Here is a 25621-nt window from a genome sequence, read left to right as displayed (position 1 = left end):
TTGTGAAGTTTTGAACAAACGGTGGGGAATAGTGGTATACTATAAGCATAAATAACATGAAGGAGTGATTAGATGTCTGAGATTGTATTTGTTTCACCTAGTAAGTATATCCAAGGAAAAAATGCTTTAGAGAAAATTGGGAAACATGTTAAGGAAACTGCAACACGAAAACCTTTAATCCTCTCTGACGAAACGGTATGGGGAATAACAGGAGAAGCTATTGAAAAAAGTTTTAAAGAAGAAGAATTGGCCTATCATTATGTAGAATTTAATGGAGAAGCATCTTGGAATGAAATAAACAGAATTACGGATGAAGGAAAGAGAGAATCAGTAGACGCCGTAATAGGTGTCGGTGGTGGTAAAACACTTGATACTGCAAAAGCGATTGCTGATCAATTGGACACAGGTGTAATTATTGTTCCTACTACAGCTTCCACAGATGCACCAACAAGTGCTTTGTCGGTAATTTATTCTGACAAAGGGGTATTTGAATCCTATAATTTTTATAAGAAGAATCCAGACCTTGTGCTGGTTGATACAAAAGTAGTAGCAGGCGCACCACCAAGATTATTTGCTTCAGGTATTGCAGATGCTATGGCGACATGGGTGGAAGCAAGAGCTGCGATTAAGAGTAACAGTGATACCATGGCTGGTGGGAAGACAAGCATTGCTGCCAAAGCTATTGCGGAAAAATGTGAAGAAACACTATTTGCATATGGACAAGCAGCCTATAAAGCAGTAAAAGAAGGTCTTGTAACCCAGCATGTGGAAGCTATTGTAGAGGCAAATACATTGCTGTCTGGTTTAGGATTTGAAAGTGGTGGATTAGCTGGAGCACATTCCATTCATAACGGTTTTACAGTATTAGAGGGAGATATACACCATCTAACACATGGCGAGAAAGTTGCGTATGGAACACTCGCACATCTTGTATTAGAATTACACCCAGAAGCGGAAATTAGAAAATATATTGACTTTTATCAATCACTTGGCCTTCCGACAACGTTAAAAGATTTGCATCTGGATAATGCATCCTATGAAGATCTTGTTAAAGTTGGCGAAGCAGCAACAAGTGAAGCAGATACAATGGGCAATCTTTCTCCAGCAATTACCGCAGAAGATGTGGCAGATGCTCTTCTGGCAGTAGACCAATTAAGTAAGTCATAAGTGAATAAAACAGATCAGGGATGAGTTCCTTGATCTGTTTTTATTTGGTTAGGAATGATGATAACCTGATTCAGATGCCATTGCTTGTGATTTCGTTTCGTGAACAGTGCCAAATGGGTGCTCTGGAGGAGCATAGATGGAATACAATTTCAGTGGTTTGTTACCAGTGTTTGTAATGTTATGCCAAAACCCTGCTGGAATAAAGATAGCATCATCATCAGACACACGGCGTTTGAACGACAGGTTATCTTTCTTTTTGCCCATTTCGGTTAAGCCACGACCCTGTTCAATGCGCAGAAATTGATCTACATCTCGATGTAGCTCTAGTCCAATGTCCTCTCCAACTGGAATGCTCATTAACGTAACTTGCAGATGGTCTCCGCTCCATAAGGCAGTACGGAAGGTATTGTTCTGCTTGGTTGCTCTTTCGATATTGGTAACAAAGGGTTGGTGACCATAATCTTTTAGTGTAATTCTCGGAAGATCACTTTGTGGCCAATTATTTCCATAGTAATCAGGATAATGACGAACAGCTGGATAATAAGTGTATTCAGGTGGGAAAGCATTATAGTGTGTAGCAATAACATGTGGATGGGGATAAGGGTAATAATACATAGACTTCAATCCTTTCACATTTTGCTCTTATAGTATGTAAGAGATTGGGTAAATGTCATTGAAAATTGTGTAGAAGTAATGTCTATAGTTGGCTCGATTATAAAGCATTATAGTAGTATGAGCGTTTATCTTTCCTTCCGCTACGTAATAAGGGAAAATGGAACGAAAAAGGGGTTTAACGGATGCGGTTAGGTGTGTTAGATCAGATGGCACAGCCAAAGGGTATGAGTGCAGAAGAAATGGCTGTGCGTACAATAGATTTGGCTAGATATGTAGAAGAATTGGGCTATGAGCGATATTGGTTTGCAGAACATCACGGAACAAAAGGTCTTGTTTCTAGTTCTCCAGAAATCATGATGGCTGCTATTGCAGGACAAACGAAGAAAATAGCTGTAGGAAGTGGTGGTATTTTGCTGCCGCAATACAGTGCATATAAGGTTGCAGCTCAGTTACTACAGCTCCAAGCTCTTTACCCTGGAAGAATTGAAGCTGGCGTAGGGCGTTCACCTGGTGGAAATGAAACCATTCGGTCGTTATTGGCTGATGGGAAGCCGAACCAAATGGCTGAATACCCAGAAAAACTACAAAATCTCCTGCGTTTTATACAGGGAGAAGGAAAAGTTAGAGCGGCTCCACGCACGGAAGTGGCTCCTAGCTTATTTAGTCTCGGATTAGGAGAGAATAGTGCAGAATTTGCAGCAGAACTAGGGATAGGCTATGTTTTCGGTCACTTCATAAAGCCTGAAAGGGGAGAAGCGAGCCATCAACAATACCGTGAAATGTTTAAACCTGGTCTCTTCCCATCCCCTGTAAGCAGAACAGCGGTCTTTGTAGTATGTGGTGAAAACGATGCACATGCTGAGGAGTTAGCGCGGAGCCAGGATCTCTGGCTCCTGCAGGTGGAAAAGGGGTTGGATAGTCGTGTTCCTAGTGTGCAGGAAGCTAATGAGAAACAATTAAGTGTGTCAGAGGAAGAGAAGATACAGTTTAATAGACGCCGAATGATTATTGGTGGTCCAGAAAAAGTTAAATCAGAGCTCCTTCGGTTATCAAAAATTTATAAGTGTGAGGACTGGTTAATTTTAACCAACCTCTATGATTTTAAAGAAAAAGAGCGGTCGTATCAAAGGATTAAGAAATTGTTCTCTTAAGAATCAAAACGGAAGGAACATGGGGGTATAGCCATGTTCCTTTTTACTAAAGATTTTAATTGCCATCATTGGTCTGAGATATGGGACTGGAAAAATCTCCTCCTTGAAGGGGATACACTGGCACCAAGCAAGACAACCGACAACGCTAACATGAGGAATACGCCCAGGGTGACAGTCAACCGAATTGATATGAATAATGTGGCTACACCCATGAAGCCAGTTGCAACAATTATCAAGATTGCTTCCAGCAAATTATAGAAGCTTCCAATCCGTCCCATCATATCAGTTGGGATGTGATGCTGGTAGAAAGTAAGGAAACCAGTGTTAGCAAAAGAGATGAAAAAGGCAAGAATAAAGAAGCCTATCCCGGCTATTAGAAAGTTAGTGGAGAAGGCATACACAATATATCCAGTTGTAACAAATACAGATCCACCTCCTATTAAAAGGGAGGTTTTTAGTTTTTGTACAATTATTGTATTAATACTAGCTCCTATTATAATGCCAGTCCCAGCTATCGTAACCAGAAATCCGTATTCACTATCTGATAAGAAGAGGACTTGTTTAGCAAAGGCAGCCTCCAGTGAATCCACTGCACTTGCTAAAACCATCATGACGGAACTGAATAGAAAGTATATAAGAAAAATATATCGATTCGTAAGGCTGAAAGTTAAAACTGCTTGCCAATCTTTTGTTAAAATTTCTATTGTATTAGATTTTTCTTGATCTTCGCCAGAAACGATCTTCCCTTTCTCAAGATCAGGAAGTATCCATGTTATAAGTCCTGCAATTATTAAAGCGAACCCATTGATGTAAATAGCCAATGGTGGTGTTCCTATAAAAAACAGAATGCCGGCAACAGCAGGACCAACTAAAAAAGCCCCTGATGTAACAAAACTATGAATAGAGTTAAAACGTTTACGTTTTTTAGGTGGAATTAATTTTGTCATATAGGCCATAGAAGCTGGTTCAAACATCGAAGCCGCCATATTTATGATTAATACCGTCACATAGATAAGCGGAAGAGATGTTGCAAATAAGGGGAGAAAGCCAATGACCATCCCTCTAAATAAATCTAGTCCCATCAATAATCTCCGTTTGTTCATTCGATCGATAAGGCTGCCGGCCCAGAAATTCGTGAGCAGGACGGCCAATGGTTTTATTAAATATAGGCCGGTTACGGCTAGAGCGGAGCCTGTCATATTTAAGACAATAAGATTCAGTGAGATGAAATAAACCCATTCTCCAATGTTTGATATGCCAACCTTTAACAAAAATAGAAAGGGATACTTGCTATTAGACTTTGCCTTCATTCTTCCTCTACTCCTTTCAAATAAAAAATGCAAAATAAAAAAATCTCACCCCCAAGACGTAATGTCTTAGGGACGAGATTTAAAATTCTAAATCGTGGTGCCACCCCAGTTTGCTAATATGTCACCATATTAACCTCTTCAAGTACGGCAAAGCTTGCTTTGCTTATACTTTAGCTCTGTAACAGGAGCGCCTGTCACGCTATCATGTATCAATCCAGCGTGCTACTCAGAGTCTTGTTTCAATGAATAAATACACACTCCTTTTCAGCGACCGGAGCTCTCTGTTGTGCATTGGCTTCATTTACTTTTCTCGTCATCGTCTTTTTAAATAATTTTAGATAGTTTAGCATGGAACGGAATGAAGCGCAATCCTAAATTTTACCTTAATTATTTATCTAACAATCACACCACACCATATTGCATTGATGCATTGTAGTCCATAACCAACCATCCTCATTCTTCTTGTGATATGGTAAACTGATAATAGTTAAAGGATCTATTTGCAGGACAATTATAACGAGAAGGGAACATTTTTATGTTTGGCAGATTAATATCAATGATTTATCTTAAAGCAATTCGATTCTTTGTTCATTCTGTTTTGAAGAAAAGAAGCAGGAAGGAAAAGGACTATAAAGAGGTAAACAAGGTTTTGAAATCCTTGCATAAGAGTCTTTTAGAGAATGAGCAGTTGAATGAAGATTTTACCGAAGGGCCAGAGCCTGTTCAGAATAAGAGTTCTAAGGAGTTAATAGCAGCATTTATCGCGGTTCGCGAAAAGAGAGAGGAAGAAGATTTCTACATAGAGGTAGGTAGAGCCTGGGTTAAGGATCTTGGAAGCAGAAATCTGAAAGCGTCGTTCATTTGTGTTTTAGGCTTTTTTGCTGTTTGGTTTGGTGGCATGTTACTAAGTGAATACATTAGTGGCGTAATTGGAATGATATATATTTTGGGAACATTAATTTTTCCTATAATTGGTATTTATTATGCATTTAGAGGACAACGTGCTTTAAAATGGGTCCTAGCAGCAGTGAATATTTTCAACCTTTTGACAGCTATGCAAATAATTCACTGATGTGCACACATATATCCTGACATTCCGTAGCTTTTCCCATCGCCAGTAAAAGAGTGTATTTACTCACTATTCGTGGTATACTATTTACAAATAAGCATAATGTATAAAAAACCGCTCCATGCTGGACACATGGAACGGTTCCAATAGACCAACCCCATAAGGGGGCGGTACACTCAGAGAAGTAATCCCTCAGCGCCTGGCTAAAGCACATGAGGGGTTATTTTTTTTGGTTCTTGTCAGACATGATAAACGCAATAAGCATCCCGAAGGATATCATTAACGTTAACACCGATTCAATCCCCATTGGCACCACCTCCTTTTTAGGAATTGTCCTAAAAAGAGAAGCGCACCAACCCCCTCATGTGAAGCCAGTCTATTGTCTTTTAACTATATCATAAATAGGACCTTCTTTGGTCAAGGTAATGATGACTTGTGTTCTTTTCCTAAATAGTTGTTAGTTGAAAGTATACCTATCCTTAAGGAGCATAACAAGACAGGAACTCCTGCCTTGTTGTTCGTATAATGGAATTAAATAATCGAACCAAGGAGACGAAAAATGATGAGTTCATTTACTGTGGATGTGCTTCAGGTAAGGAACAGTTCTTATCAAATAGGAAGGGATTTAGGGGAATTTTATCGTAACCGACCAATATTGAATACATATGATTCGATAACAAAATCAGCTATTGACGAGGAAAGTATGAAGTCTGTATACACCGCATTGGCACCACACTTACTGGAAGAGCTGACGGGAATAGCAGATGGTTTGAATATCTCCTTTAGCAAGGCTGCAGCTATGTTCAGTGGGTATGATGTTCCGAAAACGAAGGCGATGGGATGCTCTGCAATTATTACAAAAGAATATTATGTGAGAAATTATGATTTTTCACCGGAATTCTATGATAGGCTGTTCACACTTAGTCAGCCAAAAGAAGCGTTTGCTACAGCGGGATATAATCTTCTTCTATTAGGGAGACACGATGGTGTCAACCAGGAAGGATTAGTGGCAGGGCTACATTTTGTTAGCAATCAATCATATACCAAAGGGATTTCAGCCTGGTTAGCGGTCCGTATGGTTTTGGATACTTGTAGTACTGTTGATGAGGCTACTCAATTATTAAAAGAGATACCTCATGCTGCTTGCTACAATATTTCCATCGGTGATCGATTTGGTGATTTTGCTGAAGTGGAGATTAGCCCTGACTGCGTGATGGTAAGACGTGGAGAGAAAACGCTCTCCTGTGTAAATCATTTTCAGGAGCAGACAATGCGAAAGAAAAACAGGGATATCATCACCGGTTCGATTCAACGAAATGCTTTTTTACGTGGATTAGAAGCGGACCTAATGACCCATGAGGAAATGTTTAATCTTTTTAAGAATCCTACTTCACCGCTTTTTTTCACTGATTATCAAAACCTGTTTGGAACCCTACATACCTTCTCCTATTCTTATAAAAAAGCGAAAATCCTTATGACTATTGCTAAAAGCGAGGGGGTCTTAGAGATAGATTTGAAAGAGTGGGTCAAGGGTGTGAATTTAGATGTACAGAAAATGAATGGATTTATTGAGGAAGACGAAATTTGAGAAACAAACACCTCCTACTATGTTAAACTAAAAATAGAACAAACGATCCGTATAGGGGGTCTCCACATGGTGAAAACCGAACAAGATATAATAAAGCTTATACAAGATGACAAAGAAATGATGCGAATACTGAAAATAGCTAAAAAGCTAGATTTGCCGAATTGGTGGATATGTGCCGGATTTGTACGTTCCAAAATCTGGGACACATTACACGGTTTTAAGAAGACAACTCTCCCAGACGTAGATGTTATCTTTTTTGATAAAACCAACATAGATGAATTAGAAGAAAAGAAACTAGAAGCGAAGCTGCATGAAATGCTTCCTGAAGTTCCCTGGTCGGTAAAAAACGAAGCGAGGATGCATATGGTAAATCACGTTGCGCCATACACATCTTCAGAAGACGCTATTTCTAAATTTCCAGAAACAGCCACAGCCCTAGGGGTGAAGCTAAACCATGAAGATCAAATTATTTTAGCCGCTCCTTGTGGAATTAAAGATGTAGTAGACTTAAAGGTGAAGCCAACCCCGTATTTTGCCGAAAGTAGCGATCGGAAGGCCATTTATAAAGAGAGAATTAAAAAGAAAAACTGGCAGTCTATTTGGCATAAGATAGAAGTGCATTCTCATGAAGATTAAGTAGGCTAATTTAGTACATCATATGCAATGGCAGTCAGGTAGTTTAGGATCTTATTTGTTATAGGTCTCTATAATATCATAGTAGTATTTTTCGTCAGGATAACATTGGTATCCTGACTTTTTTTGTGTTCAAAAAAATCTCATTTATAGTACTGGAATTCTTTCTTTGATCTAACTTGTACACATGTTTCTCCTTTTTCCTGAATAGCAATAGAAGAAGAGAATTTCAAGAGAATGACCTAGAAAAAATGCAAGCTACAAGGAGGAAAATAAAATGGTGCAAGCCATTCTTGAGATGTTTACAAGTGAGCAGAAGGCGGAAGCAATATTAGCTAACTCAATGATAGAAGCCATTTTTATTCTTTTGTTTGGCCTTTTTATCATCGCGGTGCTACTTCATATTACATTGTTTGGGAAACTGAAAAAGGTACGGAATTACGTGAAAGACACAAATCGATTAGATATTGATCCATTACAAGATTTCCAAGAACAATTTCACAACAAGCAGGGAGAAGGTGTGAAGGCAGAAACCTTCGTGCAGGAAAAGTTTTCAGGTTGGCGCTTTTTTCAAGTGCCTGTTGTAAGTTTAATTAAGATGATTCAAATGACCGTGTCTGTCTTTATCTTACTTGGGGTATTGGGGACGTTTATCGGGCTTACCTCATCTCTTGGTAGCATTAATATCGATGATAGTGATCTGGTTGAGGGAGTTGCTGGAGTTCTGGCGGGCATTGATGTGGCCTTTTACACGAGTATTGCAGGGATGGGCTTCTCATTAATAATGACGCTACTCATTAAAATAATGAACACAGAATTTATCTTAACGGATATCATGCTCATGACAGAATCCAGTCTGGAAGGGACAGAGCAGAATAACATGGGGCGACTAATTGGTGTTTCAGAAGCAATCAATCAATCGATCCTCAGCCTGCAGAAGACAAATCAACAATCCTTACAAGGCATTGAAGCTTCATTTACTGGATTTAAGGAATATACTGCTGGATTACAACAATCGGCCAAGGACTTGGCGGCCTTTAATGATGGCTTATCGGAGAACCTTGAGGAATTTCAAGGGCTATTTCAACAAATGAAAGACGTAACAGATGACTTTTCCGAAGGGACAACCAACCTTAATAAAAACTTCGATTCACTATTTTCTTATTTTAAAAAGATGGACACTAAAAACGAACGAATGGTAAAAGCGTTTGAAAACACGTTTGAAAAAATGAAGGAAGTTTCGGATTCACAATTGAAGACATTACAACAATTCGAATTGTCTGTGGGAGAGATCAAACAATTTACGTCCACACTTCTGGGAGAACAGGAAACAATGCATACTTCATTTGAAAGAATTCAAGAAAAAAGTGGTGAATTAGTTAATGCGATGGATCATAAAAATAAGGCTTTTCAAAGAATTTTTGGTGAGGATCTATCTACGAAACTATCGGGTGTTATGACTTATCTTGGAGAGCTGTCTCGAGAATTTGACAAGATGGGCTCATCGATTGTGAAACTTCCTGATGCATTGGAAGTTATTAACCAGACGCAGGCAGAGTACAAGCATCTTCTCTCAGATCGCTTTACCGAACTGAAGGAATTTAATCGGACCTTTAGTCAACATTTGAAAAACCATTCGAGTGAATCAATGACATATGAAAAGCACATGCAAGATGCTGCAAATACTTTTGAACAAATCGGGATGAAAAACAATCAACTCATTCAAGATATGAATGCAACGATCAGCCAGATGAACAATGGATTCCGTCAAAGAGAGAATCAGATGGAGGCAAGTGTCGGAATATTGAAAGACACGCTATCTAACTATGTCGGCAATCTCGAAGGCTCGCTTGGAAATAAATTGGATAGTTTGCTGCAAAGTTTTGGTCGGTACGTTGAGCAGACAAATGACTCGATACGTAGCGAGTTTAAAGAAGTCCAACGTATTACCGAAGCGACGCACCAAAGTAATGGCAGATTTATTCAACAAACACTTCAAGAGATTAGCAGGGAGCTTCAATCGATAAATCAACGTCGAACCATTCCTCCGCAGCAGCAGTCAGGTAACTGGAGCAATGGAATAGGAATGAACCAAAATGACTTCTAAATATCAACGATTATTTAAAAATGAACAAGAAGAAGGGCACTTCTGGCCATCATTTACTGATCTGCTAACAACTATTCTACTATGTTTTATGCTGATTTTTATTTGCATGATGGTTATTAAATCGCTGCAAATTGAAGAAATGAAGGAAACCCTTGATCAGATTATGGGAGTTAGAGCCAAGCTTGTAAGTGAACTGAAAGAAGAATTCAGTGACGCTGCAATGGGTGTTGAGGTAGATGAAAAAACGGGGGCAATTATATTTAATACAGAAATTCTATTCGATTATGGAGAAGATGAATTAAAACCCCAGTCTTTTAAGTTCTTGGATGAATTTGTTCCAAAGTATTTAGATGTTTTGCTACAGAGTGGCTATGAAGAGTACATTGCTGAAATCATTATAGAAGGACATACCGATCGGGATGGCAGTTATTTATACAATCTGCAGCTTTCCCAGGATCGTGCCTATAGTGTTGCTGACTATATTATGAGTGAAGACTTTCCATATGAGAACATTCAGCAACATGTCGGAGAAAAGTTAACAGTAAACAGCAAATCCTATTCTGACCCAAGGACGGATGAAAATGGCGATTATAGTGCCGAGGATTCCCGCAGAGTGGAGTTTAAATTCCGACTAAAGGATGAGGAAATTCTAGATAAAACGAGAGAGATTTTAGGGAACTAGCTTTGCTTTTTTAGGTGACAGACCTTCTAAAAGTTTATTTTAAACCTATTCCGGGTAAGCAATGAGTTGTATGGCAGTCTTTCGTCATATAGGACAAATTACCTTATCAGCAGGAAAAAGGTAGGAGGGTTTCACATTCGAAAGGTATTATTAAGCGCCGCACTTATATTGGTAATAACATTCGCGCTTTCAGAGCAAGTACAAGCCGATGAACAACATATCATCACATTTCCTCTTGTGGAAAATTTAATGGGGGAGAATGAAAATGCTGAGGTGATGTCGCCACTAGTCGCGTCCCAATCATTTATTGAAAGTGCAGTATTTACCCCACTGAAGAATTCAACAAATAATGAGGAGAAGGAAAATGAGCTGAATACAGAAACATTCATCGTAACCGCCTATACTGCTGGGGAAGAGTCAACAGGTAAATCACCCAATCACCCAGCTTATGGGATTACCGCATCGGGTAACCTAGTAAAAGAAAATGAAACATTAGCTTGTCCTGCTTCACTCGATTTTGGGACAAGGCTGTATATACCAGAACTGGATGAAACATATACTTGTGAGGATCGTGGCAGTGCAATTAAGGAAGGGCGTCTAGATGTGTATATAGAAAATTTGGAAGAAGCGATCCATTTTGGAGTACAGAAGCTTGATGTTCAGATTATAGAGGATAAGAAAGATCGACAGTTTGTGTTTGATGGTTAAAAAGGAGAACTTTCCTGAATGGTGAGTGCCATATCAGGGAGTTCTTTTTTAAAATCACTCTTCAATTAATTAAAACGAAAGAAGGCATAAAAAGAAGCCTCCTTAGTTTGGAGGCAGTTGTTATAATAGTTCAGCAAATTGTTGCGCTTGTACATCTAATTGTTTGGAGGAGGCGGTTAGGTCTTTAAAATCCTCTACTGTTGTTTGGACTTTTACTTGTCCTTCCATAATATGTTCTTGAACATCCTTTGTTCCAGCACTTATGGTGTTAATTTCAGATGTGATTCGTTCGATATTATCGCGAATTTGAGTAATGGATTTTTCTACATTATTAGATAGCTTACGGACTTCCTGTGCTACAACATTAAATCCTCTACCATGTTCTCCCGCCCTTGCTGCTTCAATTGCAGCATTTAACGCAAGTAGATTCGTTTGAGAAGCAATAGCTTTTACGGTTTTAACAATTTCTTGAATCGATTGTGTCTCTTTCTGTAGTTGTTCTAAATTCTCTGTGTTTATTCCAGATACATTTGTAATGCTACCAATTAATGATAAAAGATCTTCGGAGCGCTCAATACCTGCTGAAGCTTTAGAATTTAGATTAGTAGACATGAGGTTTAGTTGGTCTCCAACTTCTAATGGCTTTGTGTTTGTCTGTAATATCAGTAGCTACTTTTGATACGCCGATAATTTTCGTCTGTGTCTCGTCAAAAATTGGCATATAAGTTGCTTCAAGCCAAATCCGTTTATTATCTTTCCCCTTTCGTTCAATTTTGTCTTGAAAGCTTCTCCCTTTCAGGATGTTATTCCAGAAGTGCTTATAGTCTGGACTATTGGCGAAGTCAGAAAAGCAAAGTTCTTTGTGATGCATTCCTAGCATTTCATCTGTCGTATAGCCTACCGTTCTAGCAAATACATCGTTTACATAAGCAACACGATAATCAAGCCCAAACCGGATAATGGCTAAATTTTCCTCAATTGCTTTGACTACGTGCATGTCTGTTACTTGCTCCGTTTCTTTAGTATGTATCATAGAAAACACCCTCCTAATTCGGGCTACTGTAAAAATTTGTATACATTTAAAATAAGGTAGTTAATTTAAAGCAGTCCAAAAGGGGAGTCTCCTTATTTCTTAGCGTATTCTATTTTCATCGAGCCTGCTAATTTAATCTCGTTCTTATGTCCCAGTATCATTTACCTAATCATGAATTGAATAAACCTGAATTAAAAATAATTATTTTAGTTCGGCCAGGTCTATTATATGGCAAAGCTCATATACGAATTCTATACATAAAAAAGCGTCATTCATTAATGAATGACGCTCAACTATTTTTCTATTAGAATTCTTCATAGACTGCTGGGTCTTGATCCTTTAACCTACCATCTGGGCGAGTTAGCTGTGAGATAGTAGTCATTTCTGATTCACTTAGAGTGAAATCAAAAATGGAAATATTTTCGAGTTGTCGGCTAGGTGAAGCAGACTTAGGAATTGGAATGGATCCTAGTTGGTGATGCCATCGTAAAATCACTTGAGAAATAGTCTTTTGGTGCTTATCAGCAATCTTGCCAATTGTTTCATTTTCCAGCACGGCGCTGGCTCTTCCCAGAGGACTCCAAGACTCTGTTTTTACATTATTCTCTTCATGCCATATACGTTGCTCCTCTTGATTAAAAAACGGATGTAGTTCAATTTGGTTCATGCTTGGTAGCACACCAGTTTCTTTATTCAGTCGTTCAAGGTGCTCTGGTAGGAAATTACATACACCGATGGAACGAATAAGTCCCCATTTCTTCGCATCAATCAGAGCTTGCCAAGCTTCAACATAGTGCCCTTGCTGAGGGTTTGGCCAATGGATTAAATAAAGGTCGTAATAATCAAGTTTAGCTCGATAAAGCGACTCTTGAATTGTTGTAACAGCTTTTTCGTATGGTTGGTAGCGGCCCGGCAATTTTGACGTAACAAGTAATTCTTCTCTTGGTACAGAGCTACGACGAATTGCTTCCCCGACGGTGCCTTCGTTTTCATAGTTATAAGCTGTATCAATTAGCCTGTATCCAGTACTAATAGCGCTAGTAATCGCGTTTACTCCTGCGTTGCCATTTAGCTTGTACGTTCCAAATCCAATTTCGGGGACAGTTAAACCATCATTAAGCGTTACTTCAGGTATGTGCATATTCTTCGCTCCCTTTCATTATTAGAAATTACTAAAGCTTTAGTCAATCTATCTCATGACCGATTTGATAAGGTCATGTTTGTTATTATTAGACTATCACTATCTATTAAACCCATTCAACTAAATAGATTGAAAATAACTACGATTTGGGTGCAATTACTTGACTTGAAAACCCTTCCATAGTCTATGCTAATTGTGATGAAAAATAGTATATAGGAAAAGGTGGAGGGGTTAGCATGCTAGATAGACACATCGTATTTTTTGATATAGATGGTACACTTCTTAACGAAGAAAAAGAACTTCCCAAAAGTACGAAAGAAGCCATCGCTGCTTTGAAGAAGGCGGGACATGAGGTTGCAATTGCTACAGGAAGGGCGCCGTTTTTTTTCCAAGCCTTGCGTGAAGAGTTAGAAATTGATACATATGTATGTTTTAACGGTCAGTATGTAGTTTATAAGGGGGAGGTAATTCATCGAAATCCTTTGAATAGCGAATTATTAGAGGACTTAGCAAAAGTATCACTGGCAAAAGAAAATCCGATTGTTTTCATGGGTGAAGAAGAAATGAAGGCAAACGTTCCAGATCACGAGGCCATAAATGAAGGCTTGGCCACCTTAAAAGTAGATATGAACTTAGAACATGATCCAACATACAACAAAGGAAGAGATATCTACCAATCCTTATTGTTCTGTGAAGAGAGCGAGGAGAAATTTTACGAAGAAAAGTATAGTGCCTTTAACTTTGTACGTTGGCACCCGAGATCAGTGGACGTTGTACCTGCTGAGGGATCAAAAGCGGTAGGAATAAGAAAAGTTACCGACTTACTAGATATACAACCTGAAAATCACGTCGCGTTTGGAGATTCATTAAATGATTTGGAGATGTTGACTGAGATTCCGAAAAGTGTCGCAATGGGGAACGGTCATTCTCGTGCAAAACAAGCTGCAAAATATGAAACAGCAGCTGTGGACGACGACGGAATTTTAAAAGGATTACAGATGTTAGGGCTTTTGTAATTTATCCCAGTGCAACCGTCCGTAAGACTTCCACTTCAAAACATGAAGTGAAACCGTTAGTTTTAAGTGGGAGTAAACGGACGCTAACACCCCGATTCGTTCAACTAACAATCAGTGGGGGAAGAATGAAAACCCCCACTGATTGAAGTTTCACTTTATACGCAAAAAGCTTTGTCTAACCAAGAAATAATAGGGGAGAAACAGGATGAAGAATACATTAAAGGATGTTATGCAGGTGATTAAGCTTGCAGAAAAGCTGAAATACGAACTCCGTCACAGTTGGCTAAGCAATGGAAGGCGTGAGAGTGTTGCGGAACATACATGGCGACTATCCTTAATAGCAATACTCATTGAGCCATTAATGGAAGAAAAGCTAGATACAGCAAAGTTATTAAAAATGGTTATTATTCATGATCTCGTTGAAGCAGAAGCAACCGATGTGCCGGCGTTTGATACACTGGATAATGAGGAAGTAAAAGCATTAAAACAAGCTCGAGAGTTACAGGCAATTGATCATCTCCGAGACATGCTTCCTCATGAACTAGGATTCGAATTACATCAATTGTGGATGGAGTTTGAAGATAAAAAGACCCTTGAAGCTAAAACTGCCAATGCACTTGATAAGCTTGAAGCGCAAATACAGCATAACGAAGCTTCTATCGACACATGGCTTCCGGTGGAACACAAAATGAGTTTTATGCTTGGCAAACATGCAGATTTTCACCCCGTTCTAAAGGAATTAAAGGAGCTAATTGTAGAGGAAGCAGATGAAAGGCTGAGAGAAGCAGGAATCGAAACAGATACATTAAAAGCATAAAATAAGGGAATGCCCGGTGGGGAGCTTAAAAGCTGATTTGAAACCTACAATGGTCATTCCCTTCCGTTTTACAGCTTGTCCGTTTGACGTTTTCTGTTTGTAAGACATTTTTAAACATGGAAGTTTCACATTTACATGCTACTTTGTATTCTTTTGCGACAGCCATTATCGGACAATTGTACTCGATGAGCTCGTAGCTATTATCATCTATCTTGGTAATGTCAGCCATGTATCCTTTTTCATTTTGGATAGTCTGAATTTCTTGCATTCTCTCTTGAGGCGATTTTTTCTGCATACGTAAAGTATATTCCTTCGTCAAACGTTTTTCCCTGTTTTGAAAAAGCTGTTCAACAGATTTGCTACCATAAAGTGCTTGTATGTCTTGCAGAAATTCTACACTTAATCCTTCATAGCTTTTAGGAAAAAGCATTTCTCCTTTCGCTGACAAAGTGTAGCTCTGAACAGGTCTCCCCATTGGCTTCCTGATTTCTTCCGTAGCAATAAGGCCATCTTTTTCCATGACCGATAAATGTTTCCTAACAGCCATGTCGGTAATTTCAAGGCGTTCTGACAAGGCCCCGACCGTCATACGAACTTCTCTTTTTAAAAGATCAAGAATTCTATCCTTGGTTGTTTTTAGTTGCATAGTGCCACCTCCTTAAGTCTCTTGTATAAACTATTTCTGTTATTGGTTCATAATTTCATCAAGCATTTTAGTTGCGATGCCAATTTGATTAGGGTACGCTTTATTTAAACTTATTATACTTTATAGTATAAAAAGTATAAACTATTTCGATTAGGGAGGAAAGTAACATGGCTAAATTTGAATTACCTGCACTAACTTACGCACACGATGCACTAGAACCTTATATTGATGCAAAAACAATGGAGATACATCACGGGAAGCATCATCAAACATATGTAACCAAACTAAACGTTGCCTTAGAAGGGCATCAAGATCTTCAGGGAAAATCATTGGAAGCATTGCTTTCTGATCTTAATGCACTGCCTGCAGAAATACGCACAGCGGTAAGAAATAATGGTGGAGGCCATTTAAACCATTCTTTATTCTGGGAGGTTATTGCACCATCTAAAGAAGCATCAGCACCAGAAGGAAAGCTTGCAGAGGCAATGAACGATGCTTTCGGAAGTATCAGCAGCTTCGAGCAAAAATTTGCAGATGCAGCAACAACCCGATTTGGTTCAGGATGGGCTTGGCTTGTTGTAAATTCAAATAATCAACTGGAAATTACGAGCACACCAAACCAGGATAGTCCTGTTATGGAAGGTAAAACACCAATTCTTGGTCTAGATGTATGGGAACATGCTTATTATCTAACATATCAAAACAGAAGACCTGAATACATTGAAAACTTCTTTAATATTATTGACTGGCAAACAGTAGCCACAAAGTTTGAAGCAGCTACAAAATAAAGTGAAACTTCAATCAGTTGGGGGTTCTATCTTCCCCCACTGACTGTTAGTTGAACGAATCGGGGTGTTAGCTTCCGTGTACTCCCGCTTAAACATCACTGTTTCACTTCATGTTTTGATGTGGGAGTCTTACGGACGGTTGCACCGGAATAGAATAAGGTGTTAACATGCACCTTATTCTGTACATATGCTTTACAAGAAACGACGACAGGAGGGATACACGTTGAAGCTTACAGGAATATCCGGTTCAGTGGTAGGTGAAAAAACGTCACAGGCCGTACATGATGTGTTAATGACAGCTAAGATGCTTGATCCATCGCTTGAAACTGAATTAATTGATTTAAAGGAATATGATGTAGAAATGGTACGGGGGTTTCCATTAGCAGGATATAATCAAGATACTTGGGATGTTGTAAACAAGGTCATGACAGCGGATGCGCTTGTCATCGGTTCACCAATTTACCAAGCATCGATTTCTGGGGTTCTCAAAAATTTATTTGATCACTTACCTGTCGATGCATTTAAAGCAAAGGTTACGGCAATGGTTACAACGGGTGGGGTAGAAAAACACTTTCTTGTCTCCGAATATCAGTTGAAGCCTATTCTCTCCTACTTAAAAGGAATGGTTCCGACTTACAGTGTTTTCGTTCATAATGACGATTTTAATGATGACAATGAAATTACAAATCCAATTGTAAATGAACGAATATCAAAACTTTCTGAGGAAATACTTCAGCTTCATAATGCCTTACAGCATAAAAAGGGCTGATCCGCCATGGACCAGCCTTTTTTCTTAAGTTCATTTTAAAATTCTTTTGAAGAAAGTGGCAAAAATAGTTTGACTCCTCTTTTATTAAAAGGGAGGAATTTACTGTCTGTTACTAGATGGCTTATATAACCTGCCAGACAAGTTTTTTGAACACCAATTAGTCCTATTGACAACTCTAATCGATAGGCAATGTATCCAACGAAAACTACTCCAAGCAACGAATGCGTATAGCTGCGGTGCGATACTACTGAAGCGATAAGTATAAAGATACCAAGCAAAAGTAACCATGTCTCCTGTAAAGATAGACCAACCGCAATCACAGCAATCCCAGTCAGTGTCAGCATATGCTTTTGTTTAATAAATGAGGCAAATACGAAAAGTAAAAGACCAATTCCCAACCCAATGTATTGGTTTGTGCCAGCGCCTTCATACATACTGTAAGCAACCATTAAGATACCAATTAGCTGGGCCACAGATTGAAACAGTTTATGAGAAAGTGTAATTCTCCCACGCAGCTTTCCATCAATATCAAGGTCTGGGAGTAAGCCTGCTACCACTCCTATACTCACCAGGAGAGCAGTTTCGGTTGGTGTAGCCGTATAAGTGTTTGCTACGATAAATCCTGTTGCTGCTCCAACAGCAGCGTGTGCAGTTCCGTTCATGTTGTATTTCCCTTCTTTATGTAAATTATCCCATCTTATAGTGTACAACAAAATGTATGTTCTGTTTAGTGAAACATAAAGTAAGGAAAACAGATAATAGAGAGAAGGAGCCAGTTGAGGAAGAGGCTGTTTTTGTAACTATTCGCGTTCTTCGGTCGAAGACAGATCATGCGTATCAAATTCTTATTCAAAAGAATCAGTTGAAGCATTTTGAGATTTGCAAAGCTCCAAAGCCTATCAGCTTCCACATAAAAGAAGAGGAACAAAATGAGGGCTGAATAAAGAAAATGGTGATCTGGGTGAAAAGTCCTATCATTATCCTGATAAGACGAAGCGATAGGAATCGTTACGAATAAGTCTACAGAATCATAGACAATTTAACATTTGTTCGATAATATGATAGATAAAGGGTACTATAATCATAGAGGTGGAGCCAGCGTGACTAAAAACATTCAAAGTAGACGATATCTAATAGAACAAGCAATTAATTATACAGGAGTTGGCTTAATTATTACAGACCCGACGATGGAGGATAATCCGATTGTTTTTGCCAATCAAGATTTTTACAAACTAACCGGGTATTCAGAAAGTGAAGTAATTGGTAGCAATTGCCGTTTTTTGCAGGGAGAAGAAACAGATGAGACAAGCTTGCAGGCAATACGGAATGCCATTTTGAAGGAACAGCAGATTACCTTACAATTATATAATTACAGAAAAGATGGAACGGGCTTCTGGAATGAGTTATCTATTGATCCTATGTGGGTGGAGGAAGATCAGAAGACATATTTTGTTGGGGTGCAAAAGGACGTTACCCAAGAAAAAGAGTATGAGAGACAGCTTGCCCAGCATTTGTTAGAAATCGAACGAATCTCGACCCCAATTGTTCCGGTACAAGATAATGCTTCAGTTCTTCCTTTAATTGGTAAAATGGGAGAAGAACGTTTAGATACTATTATGAAATCCGTATCAAATTACCTCGAGCATTCTGACCATGATTATTTAATTATCGATCTTTCAGGCTTGTATGAAGTTGATAGGAATACCGTAGCTAGATTTTTGAAATTTCACCAATTTATATCACTGATGGGTAAACAATTGCTCGTTGCAGGGATCCGCCCTGACATGGCTGTACAGACTGCTACAATTCAGGATAAATTTAGAAATATGAAGACTTTTAAGAGTGTGCAAACAGCCATGGAATATATTGTCCGGGCTACGGAAAATAAATAGCGTATCTTGAACTTGGACCCTCATTTTAAAATGGGGGTCCTTTGTAATAAAAAAGGAGTGAAAGAGAAGCAGCATAAAACGTAAATGTTGGTTCTTTATCGCTATAACTTTATCTGGTGTCTTATTAGTAAGCGCAGATTCTATTAAGTTATTTAAGGATAATGGTGCCTATAAAGATTTTACTGGATTAAGAAGTACTATTGCGATTTCTCCTGATGATAAACAACTTAACTTTCCTTTTTAACATACCGAGATGTTACGGCAGTCAGTTACATAGCTAACACTAATGAAGAAGACGTCAAGCGGGGTGCAGAATTTCCCCGGAAATAATGATGATGTTAAGGTAGGAGGAAGGGTGACAAATAATGAAGGCTGTCATTGCGGTCGATTCATTTAAAGGGAGCATTTCATCAATTCAAGCGAGTAAAGCCATTACTGAAGGCATAGCCAAAGCAGACCCTAAAGCGGAGATTGTTTCTCTTCCAATGGGAGACGGAGGAGAAGGTACAGTAGAGGCAATCGTTCATGCTACAGGAGGCGTCTTTAGAGAAAAGTTAGTAACCGGTCCGCTCCATGATAAGGTTATGGCTACTTATGGGATAAGTGGAAACGGTCAAACAGCAATTATCGAAGTTGCTTCAGCTTGTGGACTTACGCTTTTAACAAAGCAACAGCGAAATCCATTGCTAACCACCACATTCGGTGTGGGAGAATTAATAATGGATGCAATAGAACAAGGTTGCCGTGATTTTATTATCGGGCTCGGAGGCAGCGCCACCAATGATGCTGGAATTGGTATGTTACAAGCGCTCGGAGTTCAGTTTCTTGATAGAAGAAAAAATGAAGTTGGGTTTGGTGGTGCACAGCTCGCTCTGATTGAGAAAATTAATATAACAGGAATACATCCTATTCTGACAGAATGTAGCTTTCGAGTAGCATGTGATGTGGAGAATGAGTTGTATGGAAAGGACGGCGCAGCTGTCGTTTTCGGTCCACAAAAAGGTGCGACGCTTGACATGGTGAAAGAGCTGGATAATGGGTTGAAGTATTTCGCCTCTGTCGTTAACCGTGAAACAGGCTTAATCATCCATACGGTTAAAGGAGGGGGAGCGGCTGGAGGACTTGGGGCAGCTTTTTATGCATTCCTTAATGGCAAATTAGAGTCTGGTATTTCCCTTGTAATGGAGCATGTGAAGTTGGCCTCTTACATAGAAGGTGCAGATCTTGTCATTACAGGGGAAGGAAAACTGGATAACCAAACAGCTTATGGGAAGGTGCCTATGGGAGTAGCCGAGTTAGCTAAACAATATGGCGTTCCAGCTATTGTAGTAGCCGGGGCCATTACCGAGGATATTGCCAGCTTACATGAACATGGGATTACTGCTTGTTTTTCGATCATCCAAGAACCGACGCCCCTAGATGAATTGATGAAAGAACAGACTGCATACCAGAATTTAATGAAAACATCCGAGCAATTTATGCGACTAATAACTGGATTAAGATAACAAAGGCTAATATAGGGAGTTACTTCATGAGTGATTTCCTTTATCCTGCTTAGATTTACATAAAGAAGGTTAACGACAAATACTATAATAACTGTAGCAAACAAACTGAGAAAATTCTTTAAGAGGATTCCTAACATTATGATCATGCTAGTGGTGTATACGGCCACGTACTGTTGGGATTCAGCATAACGGTGAAAAGATTTTCTCTATAACGTTTAAACGTTGTCTTACACCAAGTTTTTTAAAGCGATAATATGGTGAAAAAGAATTTGGGTATTTTGCAAGCCCACCAAAATTACCAATGAGAATGGCAAAGATAGAAGATATTCATTCTCTCTTAGGCTTATAAATCAATAGTTTAATTTTCTGATAAATAATTCATGAAAGAGAGCCGCCTGTATTTAGACGACTTTTAGATGGTAACGGATGAGGAAAATTCTTCTCTTTCTTTTAACCATTATTCACTGTATCAACATAGCTCCAAAGTCTAGATGCAATTTCTCTTGCCTCTAACTCATCAGTTGTTCCTGTGAAAGCATTGGTGAAGGCGCGTGTTACTGTTTCAATAAGATAGATGCGAGGACTGTCTGCAGTTAATTCTTCCATTAGAAATTGGATACATTGTTTTCCGTCGACATTTGCTTCATCAGATAGCTTTTCTGTAAAACCAGTAAGCTGCTCCACCACTTGGTCCCTCGAATATTTCTTGCTATTAAGACTTCGTTTTAGTGAAACTACGACATCTTCATTTAGAAGGGTGTCTTGGTTAGCGACAAGCCCTGGTATGATAGCATCCATCCGACGTAAAACATATAAAACCAGTGTGTCCACTTCTCCTAAGTTATTACTTGCCGCGGCCCAAATATGAAAAATTTGCTGCATCATTCCGAGTAATAATGCGGCTCCATCAAGTGCATAAGGGGACGCTTTTTCTCCATAAATATCAATTAATCTTTCAGAAAGCCAGAACAACTCTTTTAAATGGTTCTTTTTTACAAAATCACGTAACTCCTGATCACCAGAATGGAAAATGGCTTCAAACAGCATGAATAGATTTTCTTCACGGTTGATTTGCATCCGGACTGCAATCTGCTTAGCAAGAATGTGTTTGTCGGACTTCTTTTCACCAATTAATAATTCTCTTCTTCTTACAAAGGTTTCTTCATTTACATATTCCAAAATGGCCACAAGGCATTCATTTTTTGACGTGAAATAATTATAGAAGGTTCCTTTAGAGATTTTTGACCCTTCCAAAATATCTTGTACGGATGTTGTGCTAAATCCTTTTTCGATAAACAGACGTTGTGCTGTTAATAAAACTTGTCGCTTACGCTCATTCATATAATCACCTTTAGACTGTTAGTATAATATAATTTTAACTTAAAAGAACTATCTAATCAATTCCCTTGTTAAAAAAGGAAATTTCCTCTTGCCAAAAGTGAACGGAGGGTATAAAATAATCAAGTGTTGAACTTCAAGTACAAATTTTATACAACGAGTATGAACGGGGGAATGAACGTTGGATATAAAACAAATGCATGAAAAACCTCCTTATGGAATGATTGCCATTCTATTTATTGGGGCTTTCGTAGCTTTATTAAATAACACATTATTGAATGTAGCTCTACCGACCATTATGACAGAATTTGATGTATCACCATCAGTCGTTCAATGGATTACCACAGGATATATGCTGGTAAATGGAATTCTGATCCCAGCAAGTGCCTTTTTTATTCAAAAATTCACTAATAGAAGGCTGTTTCTTACTGCCATGACGCTATTCTCTATAGGGACTTTGTTGGCAATGTTGGCGCCAAGCTTTGGAATACTTGTCCTAGCTCGGATGATACAAGCATCAGGCTCAGCTGTGATGATGCCATTACTAATGAACGTAATGCTTACAGCTTTCCCAGTGGAAAAAAGGGGAAGCGCCATGGGGATTTTTGGTCTAGCGATGATTACAGCTCCAGCGATTGGCCCTACTTTGTCCGGCTGGGTAATCGAGCATTATGATTGGCGCGTATTATTCGGTATTGTCTTACCATTTGCCTTGTTTACTTTAGTGTTTGCTTTTATAAAACTTAGTAATATAACAGAAAATCGTGAGGTACGTTTAAATATACCTTCCCTAATCCTATCTAGTATAGGGTTTGGAGGTATCCTATACGGCTTTAGTATGGCGGGTGAAAAAGGCTGGGATGCTTTAGAAGTCTATGGAACTATTACTGTTGGAGCTATAGCGCTCTTCGGTTTCATCTGGCGACAATTACACATGGATGAACCAATGCTGGAGTTCAGAATATATAAGCACCCAATGTTCGCATTATCATCAGCTATCTCGATTGTCCTTTCCATGTCAATGTTCTCGGCAATGATCTTAACGCCATTGTATGTACAGACTATCCGTGAGATTTCGCCATTCCATTCCGGTTTGCTTATGCTGCCAGGCGCAATTGTAATGGGAATTATGTCCCCTATTATGGGACGCTTGTTTGACAAGTTTGGTGCAAGAATACTTGCGATCATCGGTTTATCTATTACGGTTCTTACAACTTATTTATTTAGTAATTTAGATCTTGAATCGGGTTATTACTATATTATGTTACTTTATACCATTCGGATGTTTGGTATCTCCATGGTCATGATGCCGGTTATGACCAACGGGTTAAATCAGTTACCAATGAGAGACAACCCACACGGTACGGCAATGAACAGTACTATCCAACAGGTTTCTGGTGCAATTGGCTCTGCCTTACTTCTTACTGTTATGAACAAACGAAGTGAAACAGCAGGAAATGATCTACTAGACCAAGCGATGGCATCTGGGAATGTACCGCAAAGCACCGACGGAATGGCAGCATTTAAAATGCAGCTTGCAAATGAGGCTATGCTAGAAGGAATTAATTTCACCTTCTTCGTTTCCACATGGATTGCAGTCGTTGCACTGCTTCTCGGTTTCTTTATTAAACGGGTTACACCACCTAAAACAGAATATGAGGAAGTTGAAACGCCTGCTTCCTAATGATGAAACCAGTATCTTATTAAAGGTACTGGTTTTTATTTTGATTTCATATTATTATAAGAAGGGCATTTAGTAGGATTCTTGAGGAATTTTAACGTTTTTTGTGAAAATAGTACCAGGTGCTAATAGTTTGTGTTAAAATGAAACAAAGAAACAAGCAGGTAAGGAGAGAGAGCATGATATACACATTTGCTGCTAATCTTGTTAAACTTATATTAACTTTATTTGGTAGACTGAGGATCCACCAAAAAGAAAACATCCCAAAAGGGAAAGATGGATATGTTATTGCTTGTACGCATACTGGTTGGGTAGATATTCTCTGGCTAGGAGTTTCCATGCTACCAACTAAAATACATTATATGGCTAAGAAGGAGTTATTTAAGTCTAAAGGACTGAAATGGCTTATGGAACACCTTAATGCATTTCCAGTTGACCGAGAAAACCCAGGGCCGAGTACGATTAAGGTACCTCGAAGACTGCTTGCAGAAGGCAAAGTGGTTGGAATCTTTCCGAGTGGGACAAGAACTAGTGAAGAGGTTCCCTTAAAACGCGGTGCTGTTACTATTGCTGGGCATTCTAAAGTTCCAATTCTTCCTGTTGCTTACACAGGGCCAAATAATTTTACTGACTTGTTTAAACGGGTGAAACCCCATATTATTTATGGTGATCCAATATATTTGCCAGAGGACATGTCTAAAAAAGAAGGCATGGAAGTAATGATGGAGCAGTTAAACGTAGCGTTAAACCAATTACAGGAACAATTAAAAGAAAAATAATGATGCGAAGGACAGTACCAGCTGAGGTACTGTTCTTTTTTGCTCATCGGATGTATATATAAAATGCTACTGGTGGAAATTAGGAGACACTATCCTAATGCTTAACTTTTGATAATTGGGGAAAACAATTATAGTGGTTAAAAGTTTAAATTACTAGGGGAGGTAGATTCAATGACACAACAACAACTTATTCTTCAAGAACGCCCTAATGGGTTACCTAATGATAGTACCTTTCAATTTAAAGAGGTAGAGGAGGGCACCCCAAAAGATGGAGAGGTATTATTAAAAACACTTTATGTCTCAGTAGATCCATATATGAGGGGAAGGATGTCAGATGCTCCTTCGTATGTCGACCCATTTAAAGTCGGGGAACCACTGACTGGTGGTGTGGTCGCGCAAGTTGTAGAGACAAAAAGTAATCAGCTGCAAAAAGGTGATATTGTTAGAGGAAATTTAGCATTTCAGGAGTACAATGTAGAAAAATCAGACCAGGTTAATAAAGTACAAACAAATGGGTTAGATCCCAGTGCTGCTCTTAGTGTACTCGGTATGCCTGGCTTAACCGCCTATTTTGGTATGATGCACATTGGAAAGCCTAAAAGAGGAGAAACAGTTGTGATATCTGGAGCAGCAGGAGCTGTTGGGCAGGTAGCAGGGCAGCTAGCTAAACAGGCAGGTGCCAAAGTTGTCGGTATTGTCGGTTCTGAAGAGAAAGCTAACTATATAAAAAACAAGCTAGGCTACGATAAAGCCGTGGAATATAAAAAAGAAGATTTTGGAAAACAATTAAAAGATGCCTGTCCTGATGGCATTGATGTATATTACGAAAATGTTGGGGGCGAAATTTCTGATCATATTTGGCCGATGCTAAATACATTTGCGCGTGTACCAGTTTGTGGTGCAATTTCCTCTTATAATTTAAAGGAAGGGGAAAAGGATATCGGTTTACGGGTACAGCAATTTCTTGTTAAGTCTCGTGTTCTCATGCAAGGATTTATTGTTGGTGATTTCTCTGATCATTACGCTGACGCATATGAAGAATTAGCAAATGCTGTGAGTAAGGACAATCTATACTATGAAGAAACGATTTATGAAGGCTTTCAAAAGATCCCAGATGCATTCCTTGGATTGTTCTCAGGAAAAAATATTGGCAAACAGCTTGTAAAAGTTTCAGATCCTGAATAAA

Annotated in this window: 26 protein-coding genes and 1 other annotated feature; of the genes, 18 read left to right on the top strand and 8 right to left on the bottom strand. The window is 38.9% G+C overall.

Translation table 11 applies throughout. The features are described from left to right. Positions 1 to 72: 72 nt before the first annotated feature. Positions 73 to 1167, top strand: coding sequence for a glycerol dehydrogenase (locus AC6CHS_RS12945; RefSeq protein ID WP_498236684.1), 1095 nt, complete (start codon positions 73 to 75; stop codon positions 1165 to 1167). 48 nt (positions 1168 to 1215) lie between these two features. Here AC6CHS_RS12945 and AC6CHS_RS12940 read toward each other — a convergent pair whose 3' ends face one another. Further along, a complete protein-coding gene (locus AC6CHS_RS12940; RefSeq protein WP_498236682.1) occupies positions 1216 to 1782 on the bottom strand; it encodes a cupin domain-containing protein in 567 nt (188 codons plus the stop codon). Between the two features lie 182 nt (positions 1783 to 1964). On the opposite strand from AC6CHS_RS12940, the gene AC6CHS_RS12935 reads away from it, so the two are divergent. Then, positions 1965 to 2933, top strand: coding sequence for an MsnO8 family LLM class oxidoreductase (locus AC6CHS_RS12935; RefSeq protein WP_498236680.1), 969 nt, complete (start codon positions 1965 to 1967; stop codon positions 2931 to 2933). A 65-nt stretch (positions 2934 to 2998) separates the two neighbouring features. Here AC6CHS_RS12935 and AC6CHS_RS12930 read toward each other — a convergent pair whose 3' ends face one another. Further along, positions 2999 to 4243: an MFS transporter gene (locus AC6CHS_RS12930; RefSeq protein WP_498236678.1), complete on the bottom strand. Its 1245-nt coding sequence runs from the start codon at positions 4241 to 4243 to the stop codon at positions 2999 to 3001. A 65-nt stretch (positions 4244 to 4308) separates the two neighbouring features. Next, positions 4309 to 4569: a binding site (T-box leader), on the bottom strand. 230 nt (positions 4570 to 4799) lie between these two features. Here AC6CHS_RS12930 and AC6CHS_RS12925 point away from each other — a divergent pair. The 6 genes from AC6CHS_RS12925 to AC6CHS_RS12900 all read left to right on the top strand — a co-directional run bounded on the left by AC6CHS_RS12925 (position 4800) and on the right by AC6CHS_RS12900 (position 11030). Then, a complete protein-coding gene (locus AC6CHS_RS12925; protein ID WP_498236676.1) occupies positions 4800 to 5315 on the top strand; it encodes a hypothetical protein in 516 nt (171 codons plus the stop codon). Between the two features lie 559 nt (positions 5316 to 5874). After that, the gene (locus AC6CHS_RS12920; RefSeq protein ID WP_498236674.1) at positions 5875 to 6900 is read left to right on the top strand and encodes a C45 family autoproteolytic acyltransferase/hydrolase; all 1026 of its coding nucleotides are present in this window, start codon (positions 5875 to 5877) and stop codon (positions 6898 to 6900) included. A 66-nt stretch (positions 6901 to 6966) separates the two neighbouring features. Beyond that, positions 6967 to 7536, top strand: a complete 570-nt coding sequence (locus tag AC6CHS_RS12915; protein ID WP_498236672.1) for a nucleotidyltransferase family protein — start codon at positions 6967 to 6969, stop codon at positions 7534 to 7536. A gap of 274 nt (positions 7537 to 7810) precedes the next feature. After that, positions 7811 to 9640, top strand: coding sequence for a MotA/TolQ/ExbB proton channel family protein (locus AC6CHS_RS12910; protein WP_498236670.1), 1830 nt, complete (start codon positions 7811 to 7813; stop codon positions 9638 to 9640). Beyond that, complete coding sequence (locus AC6CHS_RS12905) at positions 9630 to 10322, top strand: OmpA family protein (RefSeq protein WP_498236668.1); 693 nt, start codon at positions 9630 to 9632, stop codon at positions 10320 to 10322. Before AC6CHS_RS12910 ends, AC6CHS_RS12905 begins: the two co-directional genes overlap by 11 nt. Positions 10323 to 10490: 168 nt before the next feature. Then, complete coding sequence (locus AC6CHS_RS12900; protein WP_498236666.1) at positions 10491 to 11030, top strand: 3D domain-containing protein; 540 nt, start codon at positions 10491 to 10493, stop codon at positions 11028 to 11030. A gap of 120 nt (positions 11031 to 11150) precedes the next feature. Here AC6CHS_RS12900 and AC6CHS_RS12895 read toward each other — a convergent pair whose 3' ends face one another. The 3 genes from AC6CHS_RS12895 to AC6CHS_RS12885 all read right to left on the bottom strand — a co-directional run bounded on the left by AC6CHS_RS12895 (position 11151) and on the right by AC6CHS_RS12885 (position 13204). After that, the gene (locus tag AC6CHS_RS12895; RefSeq protein ID WP_498236664.1) at positions 11151 to 11642 is read right to left on the bottom strand and encodes a methyl-accepting chemotaxis protein; all 492 of its coding nucleotides are present in this window, start codon (positions 11640 to 11642) and stop codon (positions 11151 to 11153) included. After that, a complete protein-coding gene (locus AC6CHS_RS12890; RefSeq protein ID WP_498236662.1) occupies positions 11632 to 12063 on the bottom strand; it encodes a PAS domain-containing protein in 432 nt (143 codons plus the stop codon). The genes AC6CHS_RS12895 and AC6CHS_RS12890 overlap by 11 nt, the downstream gene beginning before the upstream one ends. 304 nt (positions 12064 to 12367) lie before the next feature. Next, a complete protein-coding gene (locus tag AC6CHS_RS12885) occupies positions 12368 to 13204 on the bottom strand; it encodes an aldo/keto reductase (protein ID WP_498236660.1) in 837 nt (278 codons plus the stop codon). 236 nt (positions 13205 to 13440) lie between these two features. Here AC6CHS_RS12885 and AC6CHS_RS12880 point away from each other — a divergent pair, with 236 nt between their 5' ends. Further along, positions 13441 to 14220, top strand: coding sequence for a Cof-type HAD-IIB family hydrolase (locus AC6CHS_RS12880; protein WP_498236658.1), 780 nt, complete (start codon positions 13441 to 13443; stop codon positions 14218 to 14220). Between the two features lie 205 nt (positions 14221 to 14425). After that, on the top strand, positions 14426 to 15037 hold the full coding sequence (locus AC6CHS_RS12875) for an HD domain-containing protein (protein ID WP_498236656.1): 612 nt from the start codon (positions 14426 to 14428) through the stop codon (positions 15035 to 15037). 25 nt (positions 15038 to 15062) lie between these two features. Here AC6CHS_RS12875 and AC6CHS_RS12870 read toward each other — a convergent pair whose 3' ends face one another. Continuing rightward, the gene (locus AC6CHS_RS12870; RefSeq protein ID WP_498236654.1) at positions 15063 to 15683 is read right to left on the bottom strand and encodes a helix-turn-helix transcriptional regulator; all 621 of its coding nucleotides are present in this window, start codon (positions 15681 to 15683) and stop codon (positions 15063 to 15065) included. Positions 15684 to 15850: 167 nt separating this feature from the next. Between AC6CHS_RS12870 and AC6CHS_RS12865 the strand changes: the two genes are divergently transcribed. Both AC6CHS_RS12865 and AC6CHS_RS12860 read left to right on the top strand, forming a co-directional pair. After that, positions 15851 to 16471: a superoxide dismutase gene (locus AC6CHS_RS12865; RefSeq protein ID WP_498236652.1), complete on the top strand. Its 621-nt coding sequence runs from the start codon at positions 15851 to 15853 to the stop codon at positions 16469 to 16471. Between the two features lie 223 nt (positions 16472 to 16694). After that, positions 16695 to 17240 (top strand): NADPH-dependent FMN reductase, encoded by a 546-nt coding sequence (locus AC6CHS_RS12860; RefSeq protein ID WP_498236650.1) that lies wholly within the window; start codon positions 16695 to 16697, stop codon positions 17238 to 17240. 35 nt (positions 17241 to 17275) lie between these two features. Here the strand turns inward: AC6CHS_RS12860 and AC6CHS_RS12855 are convergent, their stop codons facing one another. Next, entirely contained in the window at positions 17276 to 17902 is a 627-nt protein-coding gene (locus tag AC6CHS_RS12855; protein ID WP_498236648.1) for a metal-dependent hydrolase, read from the bottom strand. Positions 17903 to 17970: 68 nt separating this feature from the next. On the opposite strand from AC6CHS_RS12855, the gene AC6CHS_RS12850 reads away from it, so the two are divergent. The 3 genes from AC6CHS_RS12850 (at position 17971) to AC6CHS_RS12840 (ending at position 20637) form a co-directional block, all read left to right on the top strand. Next, positions 17971 to 18180 carry a hypothetical protein gene (locus AC6CHS_RS12850; RefSeq protein WP_498236646.1) on the top strand — a complete coding sequence of 70 codons (210 nt, stop codon included), beginning with the start codon at positions 17971 to 17973 and terminating at the stop codon, positions 18178 to 18180. Between the two features lie 160 nt (positions 18181 to 18340). Continuing rightward, entirely contained in the window at positions 18341 to 19132 is a 792-nt protein-coding gene (gene ytvA, locus AC6CHS_RS12845) for a YtvA family blue-light photoreceptor (RefSeq protein ID WP_498236645.1), read from the top strand. Between the two features lie 365 nt (positions 19133 to 19497). Next, positions 19498 to 20637, top strand: coding sequence for a glycerate kinase family protein (locus tag AC6CHS_RS12840; protein WP_498236643.1), 1140 nt, complete (start codon positions 19498 to 19500; stop codon positions 20635 to 20637). 450 nt (positions 20638 to 21087) lie between these two features. On the opposite strand, the gene AC6CHS_RS12835 is transcribed toward AC6CHS_RS12840, so the two are convergent. Next, positions 21088 to 21978: a TetR/AcrR family transcriptional regulator gene (locus AC6CHS_RS12835; protein WP_498236641.1), complete on the bottom strand. Its 891-nt coding sequence runs from the start codon at positions 21976 to 21978 to the stop codon at positions 21088 to 21090. A 193-nt stretch (positions 21979 to 22171) separates the two neighbouring features. Here AC6CHS_RS12835 and AC6CHS_RS12830 point away from each other — a divergent pair, with 193 nt between their 5' ends. The 3 genes from AC6CHS_RS12830 to AC6CHS_RS12820 all read left to right on the top strand — a co-directional run bounded on the left by AC6CHS_RS12830 (position 22172) and on the right by AC6CHS_RS12820 (position 25620). After that, positions 22172 to 23659 (top strand): DHA2 family efflux MFS transporter permease subunit, encoded by a 1488-nt coding sequence (locus tag AC6CHS_RS12830; protein WP_498237337.1) that lies wholly within the window; start codon positions 22172 to 22174, stop codon positions 23657 to 23659. 179 nt (positions 23660 to 23838) lie between these two features. Continuing rightward, positions 23839 to 24435, top strand: a complete 597-nt coding sequence (locus tag AC6CHS_RS12825; RefSeq protein WP_498237335.1) for a lysophospholipid acyltransferase family protein — start codon at positions 23839 to 23841, stop codon at positions 24433 to 24435. 171 nt (positions 24436 to 24606) lie between these two features. Further along, a complete protein-coding gene (locus AC6CHS_RS12820; protein ID WP_498236639.1) occupies positions 24607 to 25620 on the top strand; it encodes an NADP-dependent oxidoreductase in 1014 nt (337 codons plus the stop codon). Position 25621 lies beyond the last annotated feature (1 nt).

This window comes from Oceanobacillus sp. GQ8 (assembly GCF_059758495.1).
The sequence above is the reverse complement of the archived record's forward strand: the minus strand, read 5'-3'. Positions and strand labels throughout refer to the sequence as shown.